The sequence below is a fragment of the Nocardia otitidiscaviarum genome (assembly GCF_007362295.1).
In the GTDB taxonomy this organism is placed as follows: Bacteria; Actinomycetota; Actinomycetes; order Mycobacteriales; family Mycobacteriaceae; genus Nocardia; species Nocardia otitidiscaviarum.
Genome location: NZ_CP041695.1, coordinates 2,540,072 through 2,552,564, shown reverse-complemented (window position 1 = coordinate 2,552,564; position 12,493 = coordinate 2,540,072). Strand labels below are relative to the sequence as shown.

The 12,493-nt window shown below is 66.0% G+C and carries 10 protein-coding genes; 6 read left to right on the top strand and 4 right to left on the bottom strand.

Going from position 1 to position 12,493, the window contains the following annotated elements:
* The first annotated feature begins 65 nt into the window (after positions 1–65).
* Together FOH10_RS11100 and FOH10_RS11095 are read left to right on the top strand one after the other, a co-directional pair.
* The gene (locus FOH10_RS11100; RefSeq protein ID WP_143984007.1) at positions 66–797 is read left to right on the top strand and encodes an SDR family oxidoreductase; all 732 of its coding nucleotides are present in this window, start codon (positions 66–68) and stop codon (positions 795–797) included.
* A gap of 191 nt (positions 798–988) precedes the next feature.
* On the top strand, positions 989–1,294 hold the full coding sequence (locus tag FOH10_RS11095) for a hypothetical protein (RefSeq protein ID WP_143980653.1): 306 nt from the start codon (positions 989–991) through the stop codon (positions 1,292–1,294).
* Between the two features lie 9 nt (positions 1,295–1,303).
* On the opposite strand, the gene FOH10_RS11090 is transcribed toward FOH10_RS11095, so the two are convergent.
* Positions 1,304–2,647, bottom strand: a complete 1,344-nt coding sequence (locus FOH10_RS11090; RefSeq protein ID WP_143980652.1) for an oxygenase MpaB family protein — start codon at positions 2,645–2,647, stop codon at positions 1,304–1,306.
* Positions 2,648–2,650: 3 nt separating this feature from the next.
* Positions 2,651–3,670 (bottom strand): oxygenase MpaB family protein, encoded by a 1,020-nt coding sequence (locus FOH10_RS11085; protein ID WP_221937953.1) that lies wholly within the window; start codon positions 3,668–3,670, stop codon positions 2,651–2,653.
* 65 nt (positions 3,671–3,735) lie between these two features.
* Between FOH10_RS11085 and FOH10_RS11080 the strand changes: the two genes are divergently transcribed.
* Positions 3,736–4,386, top strand: a complete 651-nt coding sequence (locus FOH10_RS11080) for a TetR/AcrR family transcriptional regulator (RefSeq protein WP_228813845.1) — start codon at positions 3,736–3,738, stop codon at positions 4,384–4,386.
* 40 nt (positions 4,387–4,426) lie between these two features.
* Here FOH10_RS11080 and hpnE read toward each other — a convergent pair whose 3' ends face one another.
* Positions 4,427–5,797 (bottom strand): hydroxysqualene dehydroxylase HpnE, encoded by a 1,371-nt coding sequence (gene hpnE / locus FOH10_RS11075; RefSeq protein WP_143980651.1) that lies wholly within the window; start codon positions 5,795–5,797, stop codon positions 4,427–4,429.
* Between the two features lie 603 nt (positions 5,798–6,400).
* Here hpnE and FOH10_RS11070 point away from each other — a divergent pair.
* Positions 6,401–6,604 carry a hypothetical protein gene (locus tag FOH10_RS11070; protein ID WP_143980650.1) on the top strand — a complete coding sequence of 68 codons (204 nt, stop codon included), beginning with the start codon at positions 6,401–6,403 and terminating at the stop codon, positions 6,602–6,604.
* Positions 6,605–7,404: 800 nt separating this feature from the next.
* On the opposite strand, the gene FOH10_RS11065 is transcribed toward FOH10_RS11070, so the two are convergent.
* Positions 7,405–9,033, bottom strand: a complete 1,629-nt coding sequence (locus FOH10_RS11065; RefSeq protein ID WP_143980649.1) for a Clp protease N-terminal domain-containing protein — start codon at positions 9,031–9,033, stop codon at positions 7,405–7,407.
* Positions 9,034–9,128: 95 nt separating this feature from the next.
* On the opposite strand from FOH10_RS11065, the gene FOH10_RS11060 reads away from it, so the two are divergent.
* Positions 9,129–10,655: a Clp protease N-terminal domain-containing protein gene (locus tag FOH10_RS11060; RefSeq protein WP_143980648.1), complete on the top strand. Its 1,527-nt coding sequence runs from the start codon at positions 9,129–9,131 to the stop codon at positions 10,653–10,655.
* A 466-nt stretch (positions 10,656–11,121) separates the two neighbouring features.
* Positions 11,122–12,477, top strand: coding sequence for a toll/interleukin-1 receptor domain-containing protein (locus FOH10_RS11055; protein WP_143980647.1), 1,356 nt, complete (start codon positions 11,122–11,124; stop codon positions 12,475–12,477).
* Positions 12,478–12,493 lie beyond the last annotated feature (16 nt).

The window sequence follows — 12,493 nt, the reverse complement described above, 5'->3', positions numbered from 1 at the left end:
GGTTCTGAATCAGAAGCATTGGCGCGGGGGCCAGGACGAGCGGACGGAGTGGGCGCGTGCAGCGAATCGTGTTGATCACCGGGGCATCCCGGGGCATAGGTGCCGAAACGGCCCGGGTGCTCGCGGCGCGCGGCGATCACGTCGTGATCAACTACCGGGAGAAGCGCCGACGAGCCGAGACGGTCGCGGCGGAGATCGCGGCCGCGGGCGGCAGCGCGTCGGTGGCGGGGGCCGATATCACCGATGCCGAGGCGGCGGCGCGGCTCATCACGGAGGTGGTCGCGGAGTGCGGGCGACTGGATGTACTGGTGCTCAATGCCTCCGGCGGACTGGAACACGGCGCGGCGGCCGATTACGCCATGGCCGTCAATCGCGACGCGCAACTGCGGCTGACGCGACTGGCACTGCCGCACCTGCGGCCCGGCGGCCGCATCGTCTTCGTCACCAGCCACCAGGCCCACTTCTCCGAAACCCGCCCGGTACCCGGCGGCTACGAGCCCATCGCCCGCAGCAAACTGGCCGGAGAGCGGGCACTGCGCGAGCTGTGCGATGAATTCGCCGGGCGGGGAATCGATTTCGTGGTGGTATCCGGCGACATGATCGACGGCACCATGATCGTGCGCCTGCTCGAACGACGCGACCCGAACGCCGTCTCCGACCGCCGCGACCACGGCGCACTACCGACGGTGGCGGAGTTCGCCACCGCCGTCGCCGACGCCACCGCGGTCACCACCCCGCCCGGACACACCGTCTACGTTGGCGGCGCAGACTTCCTGACCCCGACGCAGACCACCTGACCCCGACGCGGACCTCCCGACCCCGACGCAGACCTCCCGACCCCTGACCGGACCCCCACGTCTTCGGCACGGATGTGCCACCCGGGCGAGTGCACATACCCGCACAGGTCCGAGTCGTGGGCGCTCAGCCAAGGCAGACCGGCCGGTACCGAGTCGTGTGTATCGCGGCGGGGGGCGGGAACTCCCCTCATATGGTGAACGACGTCGAGAAGCGGTGGTCGGACCCGAAGATGTTCCGGCATGCGGCCTGGTACGTCGGCGGCGTGGTCGTGCTCACCGCCCTCGCGGTCGCCGTGCTCGAGCTGGCGACCGACCCCTCGCGGGCGGTGATCGCCCTGGTACCCGGGGCGGTGCTGCTGGTGGGTGGCCTGGGCGCCTTCGTGCTCACCTTCCGGGCCTGGCGGCGGCGCGGGGCGTGGCCGATCTGGCAGGGGGCGGGCTGGTTCCTGCTCACCCTCATGGTCGTGTACCTGGCCATCGCGGGTGGCACCGCCTAGCCGACCCGCTCAGCGGACCGGGCAGCGCGCCGCGCCGTCGGCCGTGCCGTCGTGCTGGTCGTAGGGGGTGCCGCGAATCCCGGCGCGCGCGGCGAGCACCCGGGCTACCCGGGTGTTCACATCCCACATGGGGTCGACGCGCTGCGAGCGGCGCAGCATCCGCCGCCGGGCTCCGGGCAGCCGGTCGTCGAGGGCGCGCCAGCGCACCGCGGCGGTGGCCGCGACCCCGGTCAGCTCCCGCCACGGGTGGATCGGGACCGAGCGCAGCGGGGTGTCGGCCAGCAGCGTCCGCACCAGCCCGTTACTGCTGTAGTACGCGAACAGCCCGACCAGCGGCGCGGTCGCCAATGCCCGCGCTCGATCGCCGACACCGGTGCCCGCGAACCGTTTCGTGGCCGCACCCGCCATGGTCGCGGTCCACTCCGGAGCGGTGCCCGCGGTCGCCACCATATAGTCCGCCATCTCCATCCCCTCTCGCGCCGACCGCGGAATCAGCTCCTCGGCGACCCCGAACACATAGGCGATATAGGCCCAATAGTGCATGACCGCGTCGAGTTCGGCCGTCCCGCACCGCCGCCCGTGCACATGGTCGAAGCAGATCGGCGAGATGCCGAAGGTGACCGCCGCCCCCATGGTGGTGGCGTTGGAGATGGGGTTGCCGTGCAGCGCGAAATGCTCGTCACCCCAGCGGCGGCGCAGCCCGGCGCGCACCTGCGCGTGCATGAGCCGCACCCGCACGGTATCGGCGAACACCGGCGACCAGCGGTCGAGCGCACCGGGCAGGGTGACGCTGCGGAACCAGTTCGCGGTCTCCAGATTGCGCCGATACGGGTCGTTGACGAAACGTCCGGTGGCCCCGGTGGCCGAGGCCACCTCCGCGCCCACGAAGGTGCCCATGAAATCCTGCACCCCCATGGCCAGCTTCCCGGCCAGGGAGACATTGATCCAGCGGCGGCGTCCGTACTCCCACAACTCGGGATCGAACCAGTCCGGCGGCTCGTCCAGGTGCGCGAAGAGATTTACCAGCTCCGGCGGCGGATCGTCGAGGCTGTCGATGCCGTGCGCGAGAGCCTGGTCGAGCAGGGCACGGCAGCGGGTGTTCCCGATCCGGGAGAAGGCCCGCACCACCGCGTCCATCGGCTCGTCGCCCTGCCACAGGTGGTCGGCCATGAGCCGGGTGCGCGGGGTGTCGACGGGTTCGGGCCGGACGTCGATCCACGGTCCGAGCATGGCGCGGCGCGGCTGGTACCACAGCTCCGACGGCACCGCCCGGGGCGGCGGCGGGCGCAGCGGCATGCCGGGCCGATAGTAGTAGTCGTAGGGATGCGAGCGGATATCGGTGCGTGAGCGCATGATTCAGAACCCCGTGAGCTGCCGGAACCGCGTGGTGGCGGTGCTGCCCCGGTCGGCGTGCACCGGGCAGTAGTGCTTGGCCTCGCCGCGGTGTTCGGGCGCGGGCCAGAGCATCTCGGGAGCCTCCGGCGGAGCCAGCCACGCCGGGCGCTTACCCGCGACGCGGCGGCGTCCGGCGCGGATGCGCGGGAAGAAGTACTTCACCTCGTCGGGGGTCACCCGGTTCATGGCCGAGAGCGCGACGCACAGCCGATCGAAGCGGACCTGATCGCGGGCGGTCCAGGTGAACCCCATGGTGCGGCGAATGGGCGGATCGCACAGCCCGATGGTGACCCACTGGTAGAAACGCGCACCGGCGGGACGAATCAGATTCTCCCACAACGGTTTCGGCATCCACCGCACTACCGGGAACGGCGGCACGGGCGCGTTATCGGCGAGATGGTAGACATCCCAGGCCGCCCGGGTGGGCTCCAGACCGGAGTCGACCATCTCGTCCCAGTACCGCTGGAACTCCGGCCAACTGCGCGGCACCACCCGCATGCTCATGCCGTACATCTCGTACCACTGATAATGCTCACGCCACAGCTGTTCGCGCTGTTCGGGCGACAGCCCGCCCATGAACAGCTCGGCGGCGCGCAGGGTCTGCACGAAGAACACGGCGTGCGCCCAGTAGAAGGTGCCCGGATCGAGGGCGTGATAGCGCCGCCCCTGCCCGTCCACCCCCTTGATATCGCGGTGGTAGCCGACGATCTCGCGGGCCGTGCGCCGGGCGCGCGGACCGTCGAAGACCACGCCGACGATGGGATAGGCCGAGCGCAGCACCCGCTGATAGAACTCGTCGGCGATCTCGGAGTGGAATTCCACCCCGGCTCCCAGGCCCGGATGCATGTTCTGCACCATGCCGAGGAACAGACCGGTGGGCGCGAAGTACAGGGAGCCGAAGATCTTCCAGGTCAGCGAGTCGGGGCCGAGCGGTTCGGGCTCGGGACGCGGCTCGTGCTCCACCACATTGTGTAACACCATGCCCTACGCTGACACGAATAAACGCTCGCATTCAATTCGCGTCCAGCAGCTGAGGCCCAACCGTCATGCCACCGAGAAGACAGCGACCCGCCACCCCCGCGCCACCGCGCAAGACCCCGCGCCAGGAGCGGTCACGGGCCATGGTCCGCCGGATCGTGGACGCCGGGGAGGCCGTGCTCGTGCAGCACGGCTACGACGGGGCGTCCACCAATCGGATCGCGGCGACGGCGGGAATCAGTCCCGGTTCGCTGTACCAGTACTTTCCCGACAAGGACGCCATCGTCTCGGCGGTGATCGAGCGCTACACCGCGGCGGTGGCCGACCGGGTGCGCGCGCACGTCGTCAGCCAGCTGGCGACACCGCCGGAAGTGGGTGTGCCGGAGGCGATCACCGTCCTGCTGGACGCACTCGGCGACCACCCGGAACTGCTGCGGGCGGTGGTCGAGCAGACACCGCGGCTGACCTCCGGCACCGCCGTGGTCGCCTTCGAACAGCAGATCGGCGAACTGGCCCGGGTGGCGCTCACCCTGCGGCGCGAACAGGTGCCCGCCGATGTCGATTTCGATGCCGCCGCCTGGCTGCTGGTGCGCGCCGTGGAGCATCTCACCGTGCGCTATGTGCTCGACCGACCGCCGATTCCGCGCGCCGTATTCCTCACCGAGATCACGCGTCTGGTGCTGAACTACTTCCGGCCGCGAGCAGAACGCGAGCGGTGACCGGACCGGGCCGGGGCCGCCCGAACGCCACCGCGCCCGGTCAGGCCACCGGCGCGGCGGCGGGCAGGGCGAGCAGCAGATCGACGGCGCGGGCGGCGCTCTGGGCGGCGCTCTCCATGGTGGCGCTCCAGTCGGTGCGGGTCCAATCCCCCGCCAGCACCAGGGAGGGCACCGAAGTGCGCTGCTCGGGGCGCATCCCGTCGGTGCCGACCACCTGGGAGAAGGTGGCGCGCGGCATGGGCACCACCTGGGCGTGGCGCACCTGGGCGTGGCGGGCGGCCGGATAGTAGCGGCGCAGCAGCGCCAGCTGTTCGGCCACCACCTCGTCGTGCGGTCTGTGGATCTGCTCGTACGCGCCGCTGGTGGTCAGGCAGTAGAGCCAGCCGTGCGCGGTATCGCGGCCGTGCATGCGCTGGCGGTCGAACACCTCGTCGATGACACCGGTGCCGCCGATGAGGGCCTCGAACTCCCCCTCGGTGCCCAGCGGCCGATCCAGGTACAGATTGGTGCTGACGATCGGCGTGTACCCCAATTTGTCGGCGGCGGAGTAGATCTCGTCGTGCTCGGGCAGTTCGTCCAGCAGTCCCGCGACGGCCGAGTTCGGCACCGCGCACACCACGGCGTCGGCGGGCACCTCGCTGCCGTCGGCCAGCAGCACCCCGGTCACCGCGCCGTCGCGAATCCCGATGCGCCGCACCACCGCCCGATACCGCACGTCCACACCGTATTGGGCGAACACCCGCCGTGCGCCGGTGACGAAGAGGGTGTCCAGATCGGTGGTGGGATAGCCGATGGTGACCGCCCGCCGATGCCGGACGCCGAGCCGGATACCGGTGGCCAGCACGTCGGCGAACACCTTCGCCGACTCCTGCTCGACCGGTTCGGCGGCGATGCCGAGCGCCAGCCAATCCCACAGCGCCTCCCGGGCGGTGGCGGGCATGCCGACGCGCTCGAACCACTGCGCGGTGGACAGGTCGGCGAGGTCCGCGGGCTGGTGCAGACATTCCCAGCCCAGCCGCGCGGTGGCGATTCCGGCGCGGATCCGGTCGACCGGACCGGCATCCGGATGCGCGCCCAGGAAGGTGCGGATCGCGCCCAGGCCCTTCGTTCTCATCACCGTCGCCCGGCCGCCGGGCCAGCGCAGCACCCCGCGGTGCGGGAACGCCACCTGGTCGCGGGTGCCGACACTACTCAGATATCGGAACAGGTGCTCATATCCACTGGCGATGACATGCTGGCCGTTGTCAGGGATGTCCCGCATCGGCGCGGCCTGCAGGGCGTGGGTGCGGCCGCCCAGCCGACCGCGCCGTTCCAGCAGCGTGACCCGCTTGCCCGCCTCCGCCAACCAGACCGCGGCGGCGAGCCCGGCGAGCCCGCCCCCGACCACCACGTAGCGCCGCGGATCGTCCATGAGAGCTCCCGAACCAGAACCTGTTCCTACTCGGCTTCCGTTCGGGGACGTTACTCCGGACAAACCAAGCACCGCACGGTAATTCGCGCACCCGGGCGAGATCCCCGCCGGACGGCGCACGGGCTCACAGGGAAGGGAGATGATCTCCTTCATGATCTCAGGCGGTTTGGGAGACTGCCGATCAGAGTCGGCTTCTTGCCTCCACCTGCACAAAAATACCTCCGACAGGTCTCACCCTGCCCGGCGAGTCTCGATAATTCCCATCGAGCGACCGGACGGCGACGGGATCGGACGCATACCGATACGGGGTATGAAGCCGTGCGGACCAGAAAGTAGCCGCAGCCATCTGCGGAGAGCGTCATACTTTGCTCGTGTCCACCGACATCGATTCAGACGGCGGTGCCGACGACCGCGACCTGCTCACGAGAGTGTGGCACCGCATCGATACAACGAAGACCCAGACCCCGAAATGGGTGTGGCCCGACGTCGACCTGAAGGCACTCCCCGCCCAGCCCCCAGCGATTACACCCACCTATTCCCCACCCCCGCGGGCCTACCACCCTCCACGAATGGTTTCCAGAGCTGGACGCCGACGAGGTAACCGTGTCTGCCGAGCAGTTGTTCGAACTGATCGACCGTGCTCCGCCGGATATCAGCCGCACCGAGTGGTGGACCAACAATCCGCGGCATGCCTACGCCCGCGCGTGGCTCAGTGCCGAATTCAGGATCGCATCCCAACTGCCGGAGAATGGTGATGGCGATTCATCCGCGGCGAGCGACAAATGCGGTGTCGTGCGGAATGTATAGAGCAACGGCTGATGTGGCTTGCTCACATCCGCGAGTGCTCCAGCACATCGCACAGCGGACTGCACATTCAACCCGCGGCGGTCTACCTCCTGCGTTTCCCCACAGTCGGTCTGTACAAGGTGGGTGTCACCGCCGCCAGCGATCCCATGCGAAGAATCCGAGACAACAATACGGCCGCGATCCCGAGATCATCGAGATCCTCCGAACGCGGCACCGCTGGTGCGCGGGTGTAGTCGAAGCCGTAATTCTCAATCTCACGGAACCCTGGCGCACCTTCGACGATCCCTGGCACTCCGACGGTTACACCGAGACATGGTCGGACGACGGCCCATGTCCGCAGCTGCGCGGAAACCGATGCCGCATCAATCCAGCGATGTAACCCGTCCGGCGATTCCGGGCGATCCGAACAAATCACGCCTCGGCGATGCCCGAAAACCAAGCCGCGCACAAGCGCATTTCCAGAGGCGCTGCGGCGTGTCGCACACGCGACACACCGGCGACTTCCGAGGCTTTTGAAGTGTCAGCTACCAGTTCGCAACTAATCCTGTGATCCGAGAACGGCGATGCCAATACAGTGGAGACCAGCGCTGTCCTGTCTGCGGGTGAATCCACCGGAGAAACGCACCTTCTACGAAGGTGAACGTCACCGCTAGCCGAGCGCAACCCCACCGCCGGATTCATCCGCCACCAGCGACCGTGGCCGTAACTGGGTTCTCGTCAAGGATCGACCCGGCTACTAGATGCCCTAGCCTGCTCGGCAGCTGCCTTAACCCACTCTCACAGTCAAGCAAACAATCTTGCTACGTGGGTTCCTCCAAGCTGTTGCGGGCTTCTGCGACGATCTGGGCTGCTGCAGCGTTTTCGGTGTTGCCCGCAGGCCCATACTTTTCGCGTGCGGTTTCGCGCCACCGGGCGGCCGAGGCGAGATCCTTGTTTCGACTGTGGACGCGTGCGAGCTGAGCAGCCGTCCACGCTGCGGTCTCGTCGGTCCCATACCTCGAGCGGAACTCGTATAGGCATTCCAGTGCAGCAATCTTTGCCGCATCGTCCTCGCTGCTCCGCTCATCGGCGACCTTCCACAGGCCGTAGAGCGCGTCGTCGACGACCTCGATGGGATCTATACTCGGCGCGAACGCTGCCCAGGTGATTGTCGGTGCGGAGCGAAGTGCTGCGGCGGTCGCGAATGCGTTGTGCGCCTCATCGATTCGCCCGAGTGCCAAGTACGAGTCGCCGATCTGAACCTGCGCGAAGGCTCGTAGCGTCGAGATGCCGGATCGTTCGGCAAGCGCAACAAGTCGTTGCCCGCATTCCAAGGCGCCCTCGTGATCACGAGTGTCTTCCTTCCGGCCGATGTCGCGCATCGTGCTTGTCAGCCCGATCGCGATGGTGAAGCTAAGCTTCCGTTTGCCCACCCTGATTCGTTCTCGTTCCGGCCACCGTCGTTTACTCGCCCACGCTTCGAGCCGCGGCCGACTCACGTCGAGTTGGCGTTTCACCGAGTCGTAGTCCGCACCGAATCGTTCCATTAGCTGTCCGACAGGGGTCTCGGAGTCGATCAGCACTGCGAGGAGTAGGTCGTCGGTCCCGATTACCTCGCGACCTCGCTCGCGCGCGATCGACTTTCCACGGGCAAGCATGCGTTTGAGGATGATTGCGGAGGGAGCGTGCCGCTCCGGTTGGGCCACCGGTTCAGCCTCGGGTGCTTGCCCGCCGCGGCCTATCCATTCTGCTGGAGAAGGGGAGTCGCCGATGTACTCGGCACCATGTGGGCATGAGATAGTCGCCGGAGATCCCCACAGTCCCTCGCCAGTGTCGTCCGGTTCGGGCAGGTGAGTGATCTGAGATTGTTCGCGTAGCTGGTCGTGGATCCAGGCGGGGGCCCCGTGCGCGAGGTTGTGTGCGCACACCCGACGCGCGATATCGAGAGCGATCGCGGCGGTGTCCACGGGGCCGTCGAACTCGATCTCGACGTAGTGGCTCCACGAGCCGAGATGCTTGACCGGGAAGTCCTCGTGCATCCAGACTTGGAGCATCGGTCGCTTGAACCTACCAAGCCGCGGCCGCCATACAACCGCGTCGATCCACGGGTACCGGACGTGGCCGACTATGCGCTCATTGGGGTTCTTTACCTTGTCTTGGACGAACGCGACTCGAGCATCGGTAACGTACATCGTGGACTCGGTGCAGATCGTACGCAGGTCTCGTTTGCCGGCGGAGAGGATCGCGAAGGTGAGGTCGTCGTTGTCCTCGAAGGTGCTCACCCACTGTGCGACCTCACGCACCTTCACTGATTCGATTCGACTCCCGTCGACGTCTCCGAAGGCGATGGAACCATCCCGAAACAGTCGGGGAAGATACCGGTCGTACTTGGTGTCGGCGTCTCCGAGGGTTGAGATGCCGAACAGCCCAAACGATTCGGAGAGTTTCATGCTCGACGGGTATCAGCTTCGTCGGGTCGGCGCAAGGGAGCGTTCTATAGTTCGTTCCTGAGAGGTGGGGCCGGGATCAATATGTAGGTGACACAGTGCTCATTGTCGTAACGCTCGCCGCGCTCGCGGTGCTGGTCAACGTGGTGTCGTACTTGAGGTCGCCCGACTTCAGGCTACGACGATGGACGCACAAGTGGGGCATCCAGCACTACGTCGCGTTCGCTCACGCCGAGGCCGCAGGTGTCCGGATCCGGCCTGTCGACCACCCAGCCATGGGCAAGGTCCGCCGTCTTGCGGTAGTCCGATCGGTGGCCTTGCCCGCCGTGTTGGTTGCGATGGCTGTGGTTCTGCTGAGCCGAGGGACGTCATGGTGGCTGAGTTCGCTGGTGCTGTGGTCGTTCCTCTTGCCGCAGCTCAGTCCCCACCTTGTGGTCGGTCAGATCACGAATAGCATTCAGTCCGGCAAAGTCGGTACCGCCGTTCGGGGTGGTATCTACGCGGTGATCGGTTTGGGTTCGCTATTCGCCAGCGCTACGACGATCTGGTGGGCCGCACGGCTCTCCAATTCCGGTGCCAGCCTGTGGCAGTCGGCGATACCGCTGGCGTCGGGACTTGCATTGCTCGTCGTAGCGGGACTTACGACAAGTACCGCGAAGCGCACCCTGGCTGCGGGCATCCCCGCGCGGTTCGGGCGGGACGCCACCTATGAAGACACTTTGTTCCTCCGCTCGTTCAATGACGACGCGATGAGGTTCCGCGCGCCTAACCCGACTGTGGGCATTATCGGCGTGTTCGGCGGCCTGACCGTTAGGTTCGAGGAGCTCCTAGCCGCTCTCGTGGCGGGCGAGTCGCCGCTCATCGCGATCGGCAAGCCCCGCGAGCCGCTGCCCGAGCTCGGCGCAGTGCGAACCTACGTCGCAGACGACGAATGGCAGTCAGCGGTCGAGGAAACCGCGAAACGCGTCGACAGCATCGTGCTCGTCGCCGGAGTTACCGATGGATTGAAGTGGGAGCTCACCCATCTGCGTAAGTGGGGACTCGTGCAGAAGGCGACGGTCCTACTGCCGCCGGTCGACGAATCGCAGGCCTGGAATCGCCTACACCGTGTACTGAGCCAACTCGGGATCGATTTTGAGGAGGTGGAGCAGGAGAAGGAGACCGGCTCCTGGCTTGGCGTGTTGCTGCGGACGGTGACTGCGATCGGTGTCGACGAAGAAGGGCAACCGTGCTTCTACGTCTCCGACCGGCGGGACTGGGTGTCGTTCGGGGCCACGATCGTTATGAGTCAGCAGATCGTCCGCGGGATCATGCTGCCCCCGGAGCACGGTTCGATCGCAGAGTTCATCGGGCTAGATGTGCGCGATTCAGTGCTGACACCCGTTGCGTCCCACACCGACGACCCGTTGGCGCTGAGCGGCGTGAGTGCCCATGCGCGTCGAGCCATCACACAGGCCATCGAACTGGCCGACGCGAGCAACGCCAATGAAGTGGCAGCGGAACACCTGCTCGTGGCACTGCTTGCCAATGACCACGAGGCGACTGCTGCGTTGTCAGCGTTAGGCGTCGACATGTCCCCGCTCAGGAGTGCAGCGGACGAACTCATGCGCCATCGAGCCGACTGATCGAAGTCCTTGGCCACGTCTACCCGGGTAGGCAGGTTCTATTGAGTCACTCTGCAGCCGCCAGGTTTGCGTCGAGCATCGGCCAAGCCGGGTTCGAAGCCCAGATATGCTTACGCGCGAACCCGATGTGGCGCTGGGCTTCCCCCGTCAATTGCCATGCACCGGCCGCGTGCCATCCAAACTAGTTGCGGCCCAACTGGATCCGGCGTCCGAACCGCGATTCGGCTATTGAGCCAATTCCGCGTGTCGGATGCGGCGAGATCATGAGGTCTATACACCTAGCGGATCCCGCGTGCGCTACAACGCGATCGGGCAAAATCTTTCGAGCAGCGCCACAACTATTAGACCGGTCAGTCGATATCGGACTATTTGGTCGCCAACCAATTCTGGTCGAACTACCATTCTGCGGTGAGGACTGTGGTCGGCTGTAAGTTCACCGCGTGACCGGCGAGAGTATGGATCTGGAATGAGCGCAGACGCAGGGTCGGACAAGCCCGTGATCTTCATCAGCCACACGGAGTCCGACAAGGCGATCGCCGATGCTGTGCACGATGCGGTCAAGGCATTGTTTGGCGTCGGCGCCGTCGCAGTCGTGTATTCGACGAGTCGCGAACTGGGCAGTGGCGTCAAGTTTGGTGAGGACTGGTTCCAATGGATCGCCAAGCATGTTCGAACCGCAACGGTGACTCTCGTGCTGCTGACACCGACTTCGGTACGCAAACCGTGGGTGCTTTGGGAGGCCGGCGCCGTCTACGGGGCTGTGCTGACTGCTCCGGAGTCTCGACTGCGCAACGTTCGCCCGATCACCTTCCAGGTCGGCATGAACGATGTGCCGTCTCCGCTCGCGAACAGCCATGCTCACATCGCACGTGGTGACTCCCTTTCTGACGTGAAGCTCCTACTCAATGAATTCGTAGAGCAGTTCAGCAGTGACAGGACTGCAACGATCAGGGCCGCTCAAAGCGTCGACGCCGCCGCGGCGCGCTGGCTCGACACGGTGGCCGAGGCACTGCGGACCGCTCCGCTGACGCCGAGTGAACCGATCGTCAGTGAATGGTGTGAGCGACTTGATGTTCTGGGAGCTAGTGGTAGGTCCTCGGAGGTCAAACAGCTTCACGAATGGCTGCTCGTCGCGTTCGGCCAAGGGCCCGGTATCGAGCAAAGTCCTATCGATATCCGCCTTCATCGAAGACTTGCGGAACTGTATCTGGCCACCAAGAGCTATCGGAAGGCAGCCGAGCAGTTCGAGTTGGCGCGCAAGCTCTCGCCGCGGGACTTGTTCGTCCTGCGTTCCCTCGGCCAGACCTACTTGGCCGACCGTAACTACAGGGATGCGGACAAGATCCTCCAGAGCATCTCCGGGCTGGCACCAGACGCCTTCGCGACGAATGTGGAATGCGCAGCGCTCAAAGGTCGATGGCTCAGAGAGCAGGGCGAAGACCGCATACCCGAGGCCCGGGATGTCTATGAGACAGCTTTCGCCAAGAACCCGAACTCTTACTACCTCGCTGATCTACTCGGGATGTCGGAGCTGCAACTCGGCCATAAGACGGAGGCAGTAAGTGCGTACGGGAAAGCGCTCGAGATCATCAACCGGATCGCTGAACGGAACCTCTGGACCGAAGCCACGGCCGCCACCGCTGCCGTCGTCAGCGGTGATCTGATGGCAGCGCAGGTTCACCTCACTGCGGTTCGCGCCTACAAGCCGACCGCAGCCGAAGTAGAAAGCATCGTCCAAGGCCTGCAGCGCTTGCAGGACCCGTTGGAGATCGGCGACGAACAGATGGCCGCGTGGAGCAGGATCCTCCGAGATCTTCCGTAACGACTAGAGGCGATTT